Here is a 15,020-nt window from a genome sequence, read left to right as displayed (position 1 = left end):
GATGACATGTGGCACTGGCTGGAAACCCTACCTCCCCTTTACCAGACCCTGCTGGCTACTGGCTTCACCTGGGGTGTCACTGCGCTGGGAGCCGCCACCGTCTTGGCGACCCGAGAGGTCAACCCCCGCCTGCTCGATGCCCTACTGGGCTTCGCAGGAGGGGTGATGCTGGCGGCTAGCTACTGGTCGCTGCTGGCGCCTGCCCTGGAAATGACCCAAGGCCAGTGGATTCCGGTAGCAACAGGTTTTTTGCTGGGTGGAGCTTTCGTGTGGAGCGCGGACAAAATCCTGCCACACCTGCACCTCAAACAGCCCCTCGAGTCCGCCGAAGGCCCCAAAACCAATTGGCAACGCAGCATTTTGCTGGTACTGGCCATCACCCTGCACAACATCCCCGAAGGTCTGGCTGTGGGGGTAGCCTTTGGGGCGATGGCCTACGGCATCCCCGAGGCCACCCTGGGAGGCGCCATCGCGCTGGCCCTTGGAATTGGGCTGCAGAATTTTCCCGAAGGCTTGGCGGTGGCTATGCCGCTGCGACGGGAGGGGTTATCCCCTTTGAAGAGTTTTTGGTTTGGCCAGCTATCGGCCACCGTTGAAGTTCCAGCCGGGGTGCTGGGAGCAGCCTTTGTGTTGATCGCTCAGCCCCTACTGCCCTACGCGCTGAGCTTTGCGGCTGGAGCCATGATTTTTGTAGTGGTGGAGGAAGTCGTTCCGGAGATGTTCCACAGCGGCAACGCCGACCTGGCCACCCTGGCTTTGATGCTGGGTTTTGTGGTGATGATGGCCCTGGATGTAGCTCTTGGATAACATCATTCACAACCTCGCCCAGGCCGGCGGTATCTGGCTTTCACACCGGCCAGTAGCAAACCCAGTTTTCCTTCGGTGGCCTCTCCAGCAACCCACTGATTCAGCATCTACCCTTCGTACAACACCAGGATGCAACCCGGAAAGGCCACGGTTTGGCCGAGGTCGGCACTAGCCAAAAAACCTCCAGCCATCACCACGGATTACCATCGCACCATGCCGGCCAGACCCCCCAGCTCACGCCGCAGGCGCTCCTCTACTGCACCGTGTACAAACTCGAGTTCGGTGCCGTACCTGGCCGCCAGCTCAGGCAGCGCCTGCTTGAGCTCTACCTCCTCCACAGGCTGGCCGGGGCTGTGGGCCTGCGCAGCCTGAGGGCTGCTACCCACCCAACCATCAGCGCAGCGCCAGGCTTTCTCCTGAAGATGCCAGGGCACCAGCACATACTGCAAGCGACCTTCTTGCAGCAAGCTTAGCACCTGCTCGAGGCCACCCACCCCTTTTTGTCGCACCTGCTCCAGCAGGGCTTCCTCCTCGCTGCGCTCGACCCGCTCGATCACCTCGGATACGGCTTTGAGCACCTCGGCAGCGCTGGGCACCGGGGTGTGCAGGGCGGGCAAGATCGCCCCCACTTTCTCGGCTACCGGCCCCGGCAGTAGGGGTTTGGCTTCCTCGGGTACACCCAACAGAATGAGCCGCTCCATGCCGCGCTCGAGCATCTGATGCTGCAAGATGGTTCCAGCCTCGCGGAAGAAGCGCTGGCTCCACTCGTCCACCCGCCGTTGGAACTTATCTTTGCCCGAGCCTCCTCGAGCCGCCACCCCCACCGGGCCGACTGCGGGCGAGGCACTGCGACCGGGTGTACCGGTGCGGTCTTCGCCCAGGTAGCGCCAGTTGTGGGTGTCCAGCAGGCGAAAGGCGTCCGCTATTTCTTCGATCTCACCCAGAAATACCTCGAACAGGCGCAGGCGTTCCTGATCCATGTGCACCACGCCGTAGCGCTGGTGCTCATCGAGGGCAAATAGCAGCGGTGTCAGGTAGGGGGTACCCCAGTGCGCCTCCACCCCCGCGCGCGGATCGAGCAAGGGCAGTTCGACTTGCAGGTGATAGTCTTCAAACAGGTTCTCTGCGACAAAAAGAGCACGGGTACGGCCTTGGGGAATGTAGTGTTGCAGTTGTTGCGAGACCTTCTTGCGGAGGGCTGCCGGAACCTCGAGGCGCTCCAAAGCTTCCTTGGCCCGCAGCACATAGGCTTTACCATTGTTGTCGGGGTTGGCGGGGTTTACGCTCAGGTACAGCGACAATACCGGCGCTGGGTGTTGGGCGATGTTTTGGTGTAGCTGCTGGATTTGCGTTTTGCTCAACATGGGGATAGCTCACCTCCTGCGACGCTGTAGCAGCGCAGACCGTATAGATGATGGGCCATCATGAAATTATACTGCTTTCCCCGCTATTTATCGCCCCATATTCAATGAGAAATCGCATTCTGGCGGCATTTATTAGGGGCGATCCCCGTACACCAAGGGACGCGTCCGAGATTCACAATGGGGCTTTGCTTTGAACAGCCTGGATTTGCGGCTGCCTTGTACGTAGACTCTTCTTTGTGCGTCGGAGCCAGCTTCTAGGATTGCTCTATCTCAACCTGGCCACCCTTTTTTGGGGCAGCACCTTTGTGCTGGTCAAGGACAGCCTGCAAACCCTGGAGCCAGGGCAGATCAATTTTGTGCGTTTTGCAATCGCCACTCTGTTGTTTGCACCGTTTTTGCTCCAGCGCGACGCGAGGCTATGGCGGGCCGGCCTCGAGCTGGGCGCACTGCTTTTTGTGGCCTACCTCACCCAGACCGTGGGCCTGCAATACACCACGGCCAGCCGCAGCGCCTTCATTACCACGCTGTATGTGGTGGCCCTGCCGATGCTGCTGGGAATGCTAGGACACCGCCTGGGCTGGCCCATCTGGTTGGCAGCTGGGCTGGCCATTGGGGGGGTGGGGCTTCTCTCGTACGATGGTTCGCCCCCCAACCTGGGCGATTTGTGGACGCTGGGCACCGCGCTTTCGTATGCGGTTTATATCTGGCGGTTGGAGCGCTTTGCCCGGCGCTTTGCGGCCCTGCCCCTGACGGGTATCCAGATGCTGGCGGTCGCGCTGGGTTCGCTGGCCTGGATGCTCGGGGAGGAGCCTACCTGGAATGCCGCCAACTTTCCCTACTTTTCCCTGCTGTACTTGGGTTTGGTGGCTTCGGCGCTGTGTGTCTGGTTGCAGGCCCTGGGTCAGCGCCTGGTTCCCGCGCCGCAGGCAGCGGTCATTTTTACCCTCGAGCCCGTGTATGCCACGGCCTTCGCCTTCTTCTTGCTGGACGAGCGCCTGGGCCTCCAGGGCTGGGTGGGCGCGGGTTTTATTGTGGCCGCCACCCTGATCAGCCAGCTCAAAAGCGAGAAGCCCCACCCCGAGCAGATTACACCCGATACAGGCTAAAACCAGGTATCGGCGGTCGAATGGGTGCCAGGCATTTCACGGCAGCAGCGCTTTCAGCAAGGGTTCCCGCCACTGGTGCGCCGCGCGGTCGTAGAGGCCGAAACCGGCGCCGAACTCCCAGTAGGCCCAGCTAAACTCGCGCTTCTCGATTTCGGAACGCACCGCCCTTGTCCAGCGCACCCTCGAGTCCAGGTCGCCCTTTTCGTAGGCCCCAAACTCCCCCACAAAGATGGGACGCTGGTTTTGCAAAGCCCACCGCTGGGCAAACTCCAGGGCTTGAGCGATGGCGTTTTGTTGGTTGGAGAGCAAAGATAAGGCGTGTCCGGGGCCCCGCAACTCCAATTCTTCCAAGCGAAAGGTGGGCTGGGCGTTGGGGGTGTTGTTCTGCAGAATCAGATCTGTAAGCTTGCTGGGGTTGCCACACTCCGTCAAACGCACCCGCGTTTCCGCCCCGTCACCCGCGGTCGTGACGGCTTTGGCGGGGGTATCGCGGCGGCACGACACCTGCAGGCTCACCGGTGCGCCGGTCTTGAAGGCGAGGCTATCGTACCCGTCCGCTCCAAAGTCCGAATGCAAATAGAACCCAGCCCAGCCTTTTTGGTAGGTGACCTCCAAAGCCTGACCCACAAAACCAATTTGGCTGTCCCACGACCAGTCTTGCCAGCCTGCAGCGAACGTACCTTGGGTTGGCGTCCAGGTTACGCCGGTTGGGGGCGAGGGGCTAACCCATTCGGCCCCCTGGTGGGTGAAGGCGAAGGGCTCGTAGTAGTGAACGGTCACAATCAGATGGCGGTCGGCAGGCAGGCGCAGTTCAGGCAGTCGCCACAGCGCGTTCCAACCCACCGGCCCCACAATCACGGCCCGGCTGGGGTTGCTCTCCCGCACCACCCGCAGGGCTTTGGCCAGTAGATCGTTCCACAGTTCGGGGTTGTCGTTGAACCGGCCGTGGGGTTCGTTGAGCAGTTCGAAGTACACGCTGTGGGGTTGGTTTTGGTAGCGCTCGGCGATCTGCTTCCAGATGGTCAGGTAGCGGGCTTCTTCGGCCTGGGGGTTGGCGTTGAGCTCGTCGTAGTGGTGCACGTTGACGATGAGGTTGAGGCCGCGCCGGGTGGCCTGCGCGATGGCCCAATCCACGCGCTCGAAGAAAGCCGGGTTGATGGTGTAAGGGGCGGCCTTGCTGGCGTGATGGGTCCAACTGATGGGCAAGCGGATGGTCTTGAAGCCGCCTTGCTTGACCAGATCGAAAAAACCTTCCTCCAGGGTTAGGCCCCACTCCCCTTCTTTGGGGGCCTCGAGGGCGTTGCCAAAGTTCACCCCTCGGCCCAACGCGCGGTTGAGCTGAAAGATATCGCCGGCCGGTGGCGCCGGCGGCTGCACCTGCGCCGAGTCGCAACCTGTCCATCCTAGGGTCAGCGAAACAACACCCAGTGCTAGGAGCCTCATGTTCCCACCCTACGACTCCACGAACGCATGGCAGGTGAGAGTCGAGGTCATACGTCTTTAGGCTTTTCATACCGAGTTTGGGTGAACCGTCTCATGAACAAAGATGGTTCACCCCGACCGAAGTTATCCGCGTAGCGGAGGGCGATACCGCCCCTTGGAAGTTATCCGCGTAGCGGAGGGCGATACCGCCCCTTGGAAGTTATCCGCGTAGCGGAGGGCGATACCGCCCCTTGGAAGTTATCCGCGTAGCGGAGGGCGATACCGCCCCTTGGAAGGAAGCCCGCTTAGCTTCACAAAGATGTGCCTCGTTGAGATTTAATGAGTATCTCTATGAAACCGGATACCCAAAATCCCAAGTTCAGCAACATCCGGCGGCTGCGGAAGGCTCGAGGCAGTTCGCTGCTTGCATACCCTCGGCTTCTATCGCGTATGCTGGCCCAGGGGTAGGTATATGGCCCAGGTAGATCCGACAACCCATCGTCTGATACGCAGCAGAGAAGAGCGGCTCAACACCCTCACCCACGGCCTGGGGGTGGTAGCGAGCGTGGCGGCCTGCGCGGTGCTCATCACCTTTACTGCGCTGCACGGCAATGTATGGCAGGTTGTGGGGGCTTGTGTTTTTAGCGCGGCGCTGATTCTGATGTACCTGGCTTCCACCGTATACCACGGGGCCCTGAGCCCCAAAGCCAAGGCCCGTCTGGAAATCCTCGACCACTGTGCCATCTACGTGCTGATTGCCGGAACCTACACCCCTTTTACCCTTGTGACCATCCACGGCCCTTGGGGTTGGAGCCTGTTTGGGGTGGTGTGGGGTCTGGCGGTACTGGGCATTGGGTTCAAAATTTTTTTTACCGGGCGCTTCGAGCTGATCTCGACCCTGCTGTATTTGGCAATGGGCTGGCTGATTGTGGTGGCTATTCAGCCCTTGATGCAAGCCATGTCCGGCTGGGGCTTGTTCTGGTTGGTGGCCGGGGGACTGGCCTATACGATGGGAACCTACTTTTTCCTGAATAAGCGCCTGCCCTATGCCCATTTCATCTGGCATCTTTTTGTGCTGATGGGCAGCAGCTTTCACTTCGTGGCGGTGTGGTCGCAGGTAGTCCCTGGTTAGGGCACACACGTTGTAAAGGTGGGCATCATTCAAATTGCACTCAGAATTTGCACCTTGGCTTTTTCTGCTTCCAGTGCGATGCGTTCGCTGTTCCAGCCAAGCTCCCGACCCATCAACTCCGCTACCCTGGGCAGAGCACCCAGCGCTGCCAGCGTGTCCAGAAAGGCCAGCCGGGTACGACGGGCCAGCACGTCCAGGGGAGTACAGGCCATCTCGTGGCGCACCGCGTAGACCACTTCGGCCTCGAGGATAGGCCACTCCACTGCCAGCCGATTCCCATAGCCCTCGGCGGCAATCTGAGCCACGGCGGCGGCACGGGCGCCATAGGCATGGTGCAGGCGCTCGGCTTCATCGAGGGAAAAGCCCTGTTGCTCGAGCTCTTTCGCCCCGTCAGCGCTGAAACCTTGCCCTCCCAGGAGCGGGATCTGCTCAGTGCGCGACTCACCTGCGGTCAAACCAAATTTCTTGACCGCGTAGTTCACCAGGTCCAGCGCCATTTTGCGGTAGGTGGTCCACTTGCCGCCGGTCAGGGTCAGGAGGCCCGAGGCGCTCTGCTGGATCAGGTGGTCACGGGCCAGCTTGGCCGTGTCGGCATCGGGACGCGAAACCAGGGGGCGCAGGCCCGACCAGCTTGCGCGCACCGCCCCCCGTGGGATATCCCCCAGGTAGGGCCTCACCTGTCGCAACACGTAGGCAATTTCTTCTTCCGTCACCCTGGGATGATCCACAATCGGGGCCGGGTCGTCGGTGGTACCCACCAAGGTGCCCCCCAGCCAGGGCAACACAAACACCACCCGCCCATCCTCGGTTTTAGGGATCAACAAGCCGGTATTGGGAGGGCTGTATTTTTTGTCCAGCACAATATGAATACCCGAGCTGGCCTTGAGCAAAGGCGGGGCCTCGGGGTCGTCCATACGCCGGATATTGTCTGAAAAAGGGCCGGTGGTATTAACTATCACTTGGGCCGAAACTTCGATTTCCTTCCCGGACAGGCGGTCTTTGACGGCTGCGCCCGATAGTCTGCCGTTTCGTTTGAGCAACCCGGTTACTTCCAGGTTGTTGAGCACCACTGCACCCTGCTGCGCTGCGGTCAGGGCCAGTTCCACATTGAAGCGGGCATCGTCGAACTGTCCGTCCTGATAGGCCACCGCACCCTTGAGGCCTTTGGGATTAACGGAAGGGAAACGCTCGAGGGTTCCTTTGGCGCTGATGTACTGGGCGGGTTGCAAGCGGGCATTGCCTGCCAGGAGGTCGTATAGCTTTAGTCCGGTGTAGTAGTAGGGCGCTTCCCAGAACTTGTACAGCGGGGTCAAAAGCCACAGCGGGCGCGAGAGGTGGGGCGCATTTCGTAGCATGATGGATCGTTCATGCAATGCGTCCCGTACCAGATTGAGCTGCACCCGGTCGAAGGTTTTGACCGCTATTTCCAGGTAGCGCACCCCCCCGTGAATCAGCTTGGTACTTCGGCTCGAGGTGCCCTCGGCAAAGTCGTAGCGTTCGACCAGGGCGGTTTTGAGGCCCCGGCTGGCCGCTTCCAGGGCCACCCCGGCCCCGGTCGCCCCACCCCCAATCACCAGCACGTCGAAGGTTTCCGAGGCGAGTTTCTCCAGCAGTTGGGTGCGCTCCATAGCACCACCAGACTAACCCAGACCCCGAAGGCTGGGCCAACGCCCCAGGGGGGTGAGCCTCCTAGCCATCGCTCACCAGCCGGGTATCGGCAAAAACCCGTCCGATCACCTCCTCGATGGCCGGCTCCCGCACCTCCAGGTCGTCTACGGGCAGTTCGTTGAGCAGCCGGCTCACGCGGGTGACCAGGTCTTCCCGCCGCACCAGCAGCCGGGCCTCGAGCCCCTCCCAGGCCCGCACCTCGCCAAACTGTTCCAGGCGGTCTTTTTCGATGGGCTTGCCAAGCTGAATGTGCACCTCGCGGTAGGGAGCGAAGCGCCCGAGTAAGCCCTCCAGCCCCCCGTCGTAGATGAGCCGGCCCTGGTGAATCATCAACACCCGCTCGCACAGCGCGGTGATATCGGCCATGTAGTGGCTGGTGAGCAGTATGGTGGCCCGGTAGCGCCGGTTGTACTCGAGCAAAAACTCCCGCACCGCCACCTGGGCGTTCACGTCCAGCCCCAGCGTGGGCTCGTCCAGAAATAAAACCTGGGGCCGGTGCAGCAGGGCGGCCAGCAGCTCGGCCTTCATGCGCTCGCCCAGGCTGAGCTTGCGCACCGGCTGGTTCAGCTTGCCCTCGAGCGCGAGCATCTCGCTCAGTTCGGCCACCCGCTTCTTAAACTCGCCCTCGGGAATCTCGTACACCGCGGCGTTGACCCGGAAGCTATCGGCTGCCGGCAGATCCCAGATAAGCTGCTGCTTGTTGCCCATCACCAGGGTAATTTGGCGCAAGAAGGCGTGCTCCCGCTTGAAGGGCTGGTGCCCGGCAACCTCGAGCCGCCCCGCGCTGGGGTGAATCAGGCCCGAGAGAAGCTTGAGGGTGGTGGTTTTGCCGGCCCCGTTGGGCCCCAGAAAGCCCACCACCTCCCCCGGCTCGATCTGGAAAGAGATGTCTTTGACCGCTTCGACCTGTCGGTATCTGCGCTTGAGGAAGTGCCGGAGGGTGCCCACAAAACCGGGCTCTTTGAGGGCCACCGGATAGAACTTGGAGAGGTGTTCGGCCCGAATCTGGCTCACCTGAAGCAGTATAGCCCGTTAGGGCAGTGCGAATCCGGGGTGTAATCCTCTGGTAACGTCCGTGTGTAAGGTTATGAATGAACAGGGTATCCCAAGGAGGCCGCAATGAGACCGATTCTGCTTATAACCGACCAAAAAACAACTGAAGAGACCCCCCGGACGCGCCTCGTGGCGCGGCAAGTGAGTGGCGCTTTATGCGCCACTCACGCGCAGAGGTGATATGAAACCCTTCAAAGACCGCAACCAGGCCGGTGCGCTGCTGGCCGAGCGGCTGGTGGCGCTGGGCTACGACCGGCAGCCCAACCTGCTGGTGTTTGGTTTACCTCGAGGGGGTGTGCCGGTGGCCTTTCAGGTAGCCCGGCGGCTTGGCGCACCCCTGGAGGTCTGGGTGGTGCGCAAGCTGGGCACCCCCGGCCACGAGGAGCTGGCCATGGGGGCCATCGCCTCGGGCGGGGGGCGGGTGCTCAACCAGGAGATTGTGGACAGTTTGCAGGTTTCGGCCGACACCCTGGCCGCCGTCGAGCAACAGCAGCGAGCCGAGCTACAGCGCCGTGAGCGGTTGTACCGCGGCAACCGGCCTTTCCCCGACCTGAAGGGCAGAACCGTTCTGCTGGTGGACGATGGGCTGGCCACCGGGGCCACCATGAAGGCCGCCATTGCCGCAGCCCGACAGCATAATCCCGCCCGGCTGGTGGTGGCGGTGCCGGTGGCCCCGCCCGACACGGTGGCGGAATTGCAAGCCCTGGTAGATGAGGTGGTCTGCCTGGAAACCCCGGCTTTCTTTCAGGCGGTTGGCCTGTGGTACGAGCATTTTCCCCAGACCTCGGATGAGGAGGTACTGGCCCTGCTGCAGGCCGCCTCGGCTAGGCCAGGCCCATCTGATGCAGGGTAAAGACGTAGATGTCGGCCTGTTCTTCGATCAGCATGCGGGTGGGCTTGCCCAGCCCATGCCCGGCCTTGGTCTGGATGCGAATGAGGATGGGGGCCGGGCCGCCCTGGGCCGCCTGCAGGGCCGCCGCAAACTTGAAGGAGTGCGCGGGCACCACCCGGTCGTCGTGGTCGGCGGTGGTGATCAGGGTGGCCGGGTAGTGGGTGCCGGGCTTTAGGTTGTGCAGGGGTGAGTAGGCCCGCAGGTAGCGGAAGTGCTCGGGGTTGTCGGGCGAGCCGTAATCCGAGACCCAGGCCCAGCCGATGGTGAACTTGTGGAAACGCAGCATGTCCAGCACCCCCACTGCCGGCAGCGCCACCCCAAACAGCTCCGGGCGCTGGGTGAGGGCCACGCCTACCAAAAGCCCCCCGTTGGAGCCCCCCTGGATGGCCAGCCGCTGGGGCTTTGCATAGCCCTGGGCGATGAGCCACTCGGCACAGGCGATAAAGTCGTCGAAGACGTTCTGCTTGTACTCCAAAGCGCCGGCCCGGTACCAGTCTTCGCCGTACTCGCCGCCCCCGCGCAGGCAGGCCTGGGCAAACACCCCACCCTGCTCGAGCCAGACCAGCCGCCCTGGGTTGAAGGCGGGGGTCATGGGGATGTTGAAGCCCCCGTAGCCGTACAGCAAGGTGGGGTTCTGTCCGTCGAGCTGGAGCCCCTTTTTGTGCACCAGGAACAGGGGTACCCGGGTACCGTCCCGGCTGGGCACAAACACCTGGTGGGTTTCGTACAGGCTGGGGTCGAACTGCAAGGGCGGTGTGAACAGGGGACGGGTCTGGCCAGTGGTCAGGTGGTGGTGGTAGAGGGTGAGGGGGTACAAAAAGGAGGTGAAGCCGTAAAAAAGCTCGGGTTCGTCCTCCTCGCCGGCCACCAGCGGCACCATGCCCAGCGTGGGCAAGGGCAGGCGGCCCCGGGAACGGCCCTCGAGGTCCACCAGCTCCAGCCGGTGGCTGGCGTGGTGCAGGTAGCCCAGCACCAGCCCGTCCCCCGCGGGCTCTGCAAAGCTCAGGGGGTCCTCGCCCTCGGGCACCAGGGTCTCCAGGGTCTCCAGCCCCCCCTGGGCCACATCCACCACCACCACCCGGCCCCGGGGGGCCTCCAGGTTGGTTTTGAAGTAGAAGCGGGAGCCCTGGTTGCGGATGAACTCGAACGAGGCCACAAACTCGCCCACCAGCTCAACAAAGGGCTCCTCCGAGCCATGGGGCCGGTAGAAAAACAGGTTCTCGCGGTGGGTGCCCCGCCACACGTGCAGGCACTCGTAGCGCCCATCGTGGGTCACGAAGGCCTGAAAACCCCACTCCTTCTGGTCGGGCCGCTCGTAGACCAGCACGTCCTGCTGCTGGGGGGTGCCCAAGCGGTGCAGATAGACCTTCTGGAAGTAGTTGGCCCCGGTGTGGTCGGTGCCCTCGGCGGGTTGTTCGTAGCGGCTGTAGAAGAACCCGCTGCCATCGGGCAGCCAGGCCGCGCCGCTGAACTTGCTCCAGCGGATCTCGTCGGGCAGGTCCTGGGCCGTTTCCACCTCGCGCACCTTCCAGGTGAGCCAGTCCGAGCCGCTTTTGCTCAGGGCGTAGGCCAGGTAGCGCCCATCCCGGCTGATAGCATAGTTGCTGAGGGCCACCGTGCCGTCCTCGGAGAGGGTGTTGGGGTCGAGCAGAACGCGGGGGGTGGCCTCCAGGTGTTCCTGCACATACAGCACGTTCTGGTTCTGCAGGCCGTCGTTGCGCAGGCTAAAGTAGCGGCCCCCACGCTTAAAGAAACTGAGCACGCGGGGGTAGTTCCAGAGTTCCTCGAGCCGCCGCCTGAGGGTTTCCCGCAAAGGGATTCGCTCGAGGTAGCCAAAGGTCAGGCGGTTCTGGGCCTCGATCCAGGCCCGGGTCTGGGGGGCCTGGGGGTCCTCGAGGGGGCGGTAGGGGTCGGGAATCTGCACCCCGTGCAGTTCCTCGACCACCTTTGCGGTGGGGGCGGGGGGATATGAAGGTCTCATACGCATTCCGGCAGCATCGTTCACCTTTAGAAGTCTAAACGATACTGCCGGAATACACTCCTACTCCCTTCGGTCGGCTCGGAACCTCACCCTTGATTTCACTCAAAGGTGAAGGATTCAAGCGGAAACGGTATCACACTTCAACTATGGAGACACTTACCAGTACAGACCCATTCCCAACTCGTGCAGGGCCTGGTGACGCGCCCTGTAGTCGGGCATGATCTGCTCGACCAGGGCCCAGAAGCGGGGGCTGTGGTTGAGAACCTTGAGGTGTGCCATCTCGTGCACCACCACATAGTCCAGTACCGACAGGGGCAGCATCACCAACCGCCAGTTGAAGCGCAACTCACCCTTGGCGTTGCAACTCCCCCAACGCTTTTTTTGGTTGCGGATCAGCACCTTGGGCATGCGCCATCCCAGTTGATCGGCATGGTGTTGCACCCGGCGGGCAATTACTTCTTCGGCACGGGCTTTGTACCAGTCCTCCAGAATTTTGCGCACCTCTTTAGTACCTTGCATTGAGGAAACATCGGCCTGTACATGCAACACGTTACCCTTAAGGGCCACTGCCGCTTTGGGTCGGGGTTTGGTAGGCAAAAAGTTGAAATCAAATAACTCGGGCTGAATCGAGGAGTTGGGCTTGCTGCGACCCCGCCGGTGGCGAGGGGGCGAATCCTCGGACTGTACCTGAAGGCTAACCCGGCGGCCCAGATACAGAAACTCCTCCCCGCTCACAAAGCGCTTGCGCGGCTCCAGGCGGCTCTTAAACTCGGTGTGTTTGTCGGCGATCCAACGGGCTTTGGTGTTGACCAAAGCGATCACTTGCTCGAGGGGCATACGCCTAGGTGCAGCAACCCGTACCCCCTGCGTATCAATAGTAATTCCCACCGTCCGGCGGCGGGCACTGCGGCGGATGGTATAGCGGATGGTTTTGTTCTGGTAGTACAGGGTGGCTTTTTCTGTGTCTGGCATCCGGGCTTTATCCTATCCAGAACGCGCAAATCAAATGGTGAGATGAGGGCTTGCAAAATTAATCAAATGGCTATTTGTATGTGTGTTATTATTGTTTTTACATAACATAACCCTTAATGTTTCGTCTCATCACGCTTCTCATACACCCTTTGCCAGTTAGCAGGGCACTTGGAGCAAGCTCTGGAGCAAGCTCTGGAGCAAGCGCTCGTGAGCACCGCTTTCAGGGGGCCAGCCGATCTATGTTCCACTTCCCATCGAGCTGGAGGCGGTAGACCAGCCGGTCGTGCAGGCGGCTGGGGCGACCCTGCCAGAACTCGAAGGTGTCGGGCTTCAGGCGGTATCCTCCCCAGTGGGCCGGGCGAGGCACGGTCTCGGGGTAGCGGGCCTTGAGCTCTGCGATGCGCTGCTCGAGCGCCTCCCGGCTGGCAATCACCTCGCTTTGCGGGCTGGCCGCCGACCCAATCTGGCTGTCGTAGGGGCGGCTGGCGAAATAGGCATCGGAAAGCTCGGGCTCGACCTTCTCGACCTGCCCTTCGACGCGCACCTGGCGTTCCAGGGGCGGCCACCAGAAGTTGGCACAGGCCCAGGGGTTGGCCTCGAGCTCCCGTCCCTTGCGGCTTTGGTAGTTGCTGAAAAACACCAACCCCCTTTCATCCAGCCCCCGCAGCAAGACCATCCGGCTGCTGGGCCGCCCGTTCAGGCCCACCGTGGAGAGGGTCATACCGTGGGGCTCGTAGAGGTGGGTCTCGAGGGCCTCGGCCAGCCAGCGCTCGAGCTGCCGGAAGGGGTTGGGGTCGGCCTCCTGCTCGCTGAGGGTTCCGTAGGTATAGTCGCTTCGAAGATCACGGAGCATGGTTTTATTATGGGGCGATTCTGGGAGGCCATACCACCCGGCCCGCTTACACTGAAGGGCCCCTGCATGATAGGTCAACCCCTGTTCAGAACCTGGTATTGCATGGACTGGTAATGTCCTGGTAATCGCCCGGCACCATCCTGGAACCGGTGACCGTCCAAGGAGGTCGTTATGGTGTGGGTATGGGTTGTGCTCTTGGCTGTTTTGAGCCTGTGGGTCGGCTGGAGGCTGCTGCTACGCTCGTTTGTTCGGCAGTATTTCACCAAGAACTACGCACCTATCCAGCTCAGCGAATCTCAACTGGGGTATTTCCCTCCTGATCACCATCTGCAAGATGTACCCTGGTGCTCCACCCGCGAGACCTACTGCCAAGCCAACACCTTACAGATGATCACGCATCAGCAAGGGAGAACGGCTTCGAGGGACGAGATCAATTTCCTGATGGGATTCACCTACGGGGCCAGCGCTCTACCCAAAATCGGTTTCTCGCCCTTTACCGACCCCGAGCCCGGCCACGCGGTAGCCGCGCCCTACTTGGGGCTGGTGCGCCACTACTACGTGACCCGCGACCCCAAGCTGTATCTGCGGGCGCTGCGCTTCTACCTCTCCAGAGGTCACCCGCTGCATGTCCCGCTCGACTACGCTGTGCTGTATGGCGTGAGAGGTTTCATCCCGCATAGCAATTTGCTGGTGGGCTACGATCAGAACGGCTTCTACTACTACGAAACCGTGGCGATGCAGGGAAGTTCTCTCGAGCCCGGCTTCCGTGCCCCAGGGGAACAGGGCTTGTGGGTCTCGGACGAGAAGCTGCTCGAGGCCGCCCTCAGTCAGTCCAGGCATTTCAAGCAGCCCTGGCGCTATGCCTTCGCGCTCTTCGAGCCTTGGCCCACGCAGTCCGACCTCAAGCCGGTCTGGCGGCGCAACGCCCGGCTCTTGATGGGGGGCGAGAAATACGGCCCCAAGCAGGGGGCCGACGCCATCGCCCAGACCGCCACCCAAATCCAGAAGCACTGGCGCAGCATCAACCCCCAGGAGATGTGCTTATTCCTTGATTCGGCAGCTTACACCCGCCGCGATAATGCCGATTTCCTGCGAGTACACTTCGCCGAAGAAGAGGGGATTTTGCAAGCGGCGAACCTGCTCGAGCGGGCCGCTCAACTGTACCGCTCGGTACAGAAAACCATTCAGAAAGGCCTTCGTTCGCAGGCCGAGGCCAACCAGGTCGCCGCCTGGCTCAACGAAGCCGCCAGTGCCGAGTGGGAGGTGGGGAGCATCTTCGCTCGAGTGGCCCACACCAGCAAGCAACCAGCGCCCCAGACCGACGATATCGAAGAAACCCAGCCATAGGGGGTGCAAATGGAGCCGAGCGGCCTGACATGCAGGGCACTCTGGTCGAGATTGAGGAGCACGCTAAGAACGAGCGGATCGTGATTGCGCTCGAGTAGCAAAGGAGGGAAATATGCATAAAACCCGACAAATCTTGTTGTACGGGCTGATAGTGTTGCTGTTGGTCGCCTGCACCGCCACCCAGTCCACGCCCCCGCAGCCGGGTGGCCCCGGATTCTGGCTAGGGCTGTGGCACGGCTTCATCGCCCCCATCACCTTCATCATCAGTCTCTTCCCCAACGACCTGCGGATCTACGCCTACCCCAACGCCGGTCTGTGGTATGACTTCGGCTTCATGCTGGGCATCAGCGGATTCTCGGGCGGGGTCTTTGCGGGCAGCCGGAGGCGCTCAAAGTGAGCATTTCAAGAGGTATTTATACCTAA

General features: G+C 61.7%; 13 protein-coding genes. 6 read left to right on the top strand and 7 right to left on the bottom strand.

Annotated elements, in window-relative coordinates:
* Positions 1-6: 6 nt before the first annotated feature.
* Entirely contained in the window at positions 7-807 is an 801-nt protein-coding gene (locus WKI89_RS09220) for a ZIP family metal transporter (protein WP_337869000.1), read from the top strand.
* Positions 808-1,007: 200 nt separating this feature from the next.
* Here the strand turns inward: WKI89_RS09220 and WKI89_RS09215 are convergent, their stop codons facing one another.
* Positions 1,008-2,171 carry a VLRF1 family aeRF1-type release factor gene (locus tag WKI89_RS09215; RefSeq protein WP_337868998.1) on the bottom strand — a complete coding sequence of 388 codons (1,164 nt, stop codon included), beginning with the start codon at positions 2,169-2,171 and terminating at the stop codon, positions 1,008-1,010.
* A 236-nt stretch (positions 2,172-2,407) separates the two neighbouring features.
* Between WKI89_RS09215 and WKI89_RS09210 the strand changes: the two genes are divergently transcribed.
* Entirely contained in the window at positions 2,408-3,277 is an 870-nt protein-coding gene (locus WKI89_RS09210; protein ID WP_337868996.1) for an EamA family transporter, read from the top strand.
* A gap of 36 nt (positions 3,278-3,313) precedes the next feature.
* Here the strand turns inward: WKI89_RS09210 and WKI89_RS09205 are convergent, their stop codons facing one another.
* Positions 3,314-4,720: a glycoside hydrolase family 5 protein gene (locus WKI89_RS09205; protein ID WP_337868994.1), complete on the bottom strand. Its 1,407-nt coding sequence runs from the start codon at positions 4,718-4,720 to the stop codon at positions 3,314-3,316.
* 451 nt (positions 4,721-5,171) lie between these two features.
* On the opposite strand from WKI89_RS09205, the gene WKI89_RS09200 reads away from it, so the two are divergent.
* Positions 5,172-5,831: a hemolysin III family protein gene (locus WKI89_RS09200; protein ID WP_337868992.1), complete on the top strand. Its 660-nt coding sequence runs from the start codon at positions 5,172-5,174 to the stop codon at positions 5,829-5,831.
* Between the two features lie 29 nt (positions 5,832-5,860).
* Here the strand turns inward: WKI89_RS09200 and WKI89_RS09195 are convergent, their stop codons facing one another.
* Positions 5,861-7,459 carry an FAD-dependent oxidoreductase gene (locus WKI89_RS09195; RefSeq protein ID WP_337868990.1) on the bottom strand — a complete coding sequence of 533 codons (1,599 nt, stop codon included), beginning with the start codon at positions 7,457-7,459 and terminating at the stop codon, positions 5,861-5,863.
* Positions 7,460-7,520: 61 nt separating this feature from the next.
* Positions 7,521-8,513, bottom strand: coding sequence for an ATP-binding cassette domain-containing protein (locus WKI89_RS09190; protein ID WP_337868989.1), 993 nt, complete (start codon positions 8,511-8,513; stop codon positions 7,521-7,523).
* Between the two features lie 220 nt (positions 8,514-8,733).
* On the opposite strand from WKI89_RS09190, the gene WKI89_RS09185 reads away from it, so the two are divergent.
* Positions 8,734-9,405 (top strand): phosphoribosyltransferase, encoded by a 672-nt coding sequence (locus tag WKI89_RS09185; protein WP_337868986.1) that lies wholly within the window; start codon positions 8,734-8,736, stop codon positions 9,403-9,405.
* On the opposite strand, the gene WKI89_RS09180 is transcribed toward WKI89_RS09185, so the two are convergent.
* The 3 genes from WKI89_RS09180 to pdxH form a co-directional block, all read right to left on the bottom strand.
* A complete protein-coding gene (locus WKI89_RS09180; RefSeq protein ID WP_337868985.1) occupies positions 9,377-11,449 on the bottom strand; it encodes a prolyl oligopeptidase family serine peptidase in 2,073 nt (690 codons plus the stop codon). The two genes, WKI89_RS09185 and WKI89_RS09180, sit on opposite strands and share 29 nt — an antisense overlap.
* Before the next feature lie 132 nt (positions 11,450-11,581).
* Positions 11,582-12,397, bottom strand: a complete 816-nt coding sequence (locus WKI89_RS09175) for a SprT family zinc-dependent metalloprotease (RefSeq protein WP_337868983.1) — start codon at positions 12,395-12,397, stop codon at positions 11,582-11,584.
* Between the two features lie 220 nt (positions 12,398-12,617).
* On the bottom strand, positions 12,618-13,250 hold the full coding sequence (gene pdxH, locus WKI89_RS09170) for a pyridoxamine 5'-phosphate oxidase (protein WP_337868982.1): 633 nt from the start codon (positions 13,248-13,250) through the stop codon (positions 12,618-12,620).
* A gap of 171 nt (positions 13,251-13,421) precedes the next feature.
* Here pdxH and WKI89_RS09165 point away from each other — a divergent pair, with 171 nt between their 5' ends.
* Both WKI89_RS09165 and WKI89_RS09160 read left to right on the top strand, forming a co-directional pair.
* Positions 13,422-14,597, top strand: coding sequence for a hypothetical protein (locus tag WKI89_RS09165; RefSeq protein ID WP_337868980.1), 1,176 nt, complete (start codon positions 13,422-13,424; stop codon positions 14,595-14,597).
* A 112-nt stretch (positions 14,598-14,709) separates the two neighbouring features.
* The gene (locus WKI89_RS09160) at positions 14,710-14,994 is read left to right on the top strand and encodes a hypothetical protein (protein ID WP_337868979.1); all 285 of its coding nucleotides are present in this window, start codon (positions 14,710-14,712) and stop codon (positions 14,992-14,994) included.
* Positions 14,995-15,020 lie beyond the last annotated feature (26 nt).

The organism is Meiothermus sp. (assembly GCF_037443965.1).
GTDB lineage: Bacteria > Deinococcota > Deinococci > Deinococcales > Thermaceae > Meiothermus.
Note: the sequence above shows the minus strand (reverse complement) of the source record. Positions and strands in the feature narration are given on the sequence as shown.

What these genes read in the sequence shown, in the direction of transcription:
- WKI89_RS09160 (WP_337868979.1), top strand. Translation starts at nt 14,710, where the DNA reads ATGCATAAAACCCGACAAATCTTGTTGTACGGGCTGATAGTGTTGCTG.
- WKI89_RS09165 (WP_337868980.1), top strand. Translation starts at nt 13,422, where the DNA reads ATGGTGTGGGTATGGGTTGTGCTCTTGGCTGTTTTGAGCCTGTGGGTC.
- WKI89_RS09205 (WP_337868994.1), bottom strand. Translation starts at nt 4,720, where the DNA reads ATGAGGCTCCTAGCACTGGGTGTTGTTTCGCTGACCCTAGGATGGACA.
- WKI89_RS09200 (WP_337868992.1), top strand. Translation starts at nt 5,172, where the DNA reads ATGGCCCAGGTAGATCCGACAACCCATCGTCTGATACGCAGCAGAGAA.
- WKI89_RS09185 (WP_337868986.1), top strand. Translation starts at nt 8,734, where the DNA reads ATGAAACCCTTCAAAGACCGCAACCAGGCCGGTGCGCTGCTGGCCGAG.
- WKI89_RS09215 (WP_337868998.1), bottom strand. Translation starts at nt 2,171, where the DNA reads ATGTTGAGCAAAACGCAAATCCAGCAGCTACACCAAAACATCGCCCAA.
- WKI89_RS09175 (WP_337868983.1), bottom strand. Translation starts at nt 12,397, where the DNA reads ATGCCAGACACAGAAAAAGCCACCCTGTACTACCAGAACAAAACCATC.
- pdxH (WP_337868982.1), bottom strand. Translation starts at nt 13,250, where the DNA reads ATGCTCCGTGATCTTCGAAGCGACTATACCTACGGAACCCTCAGCGAG.
- WKI89_RS09220 (WP_337869000.1), top strand. Translation starts at nt 7, where the DNA reads ATGTGGCACTGGCTGGAAACCCTACCTCCCCTTTACCAGACCCTGCTG.
- WKI89_RS09195 (WP_337868990.1), bottom strand. Translation starts at nt 7,459, where the DNA reads ATGGAGCGCACCCAACTGCTGGAGAAACTCGCCTCGGAAACCTTCGAC.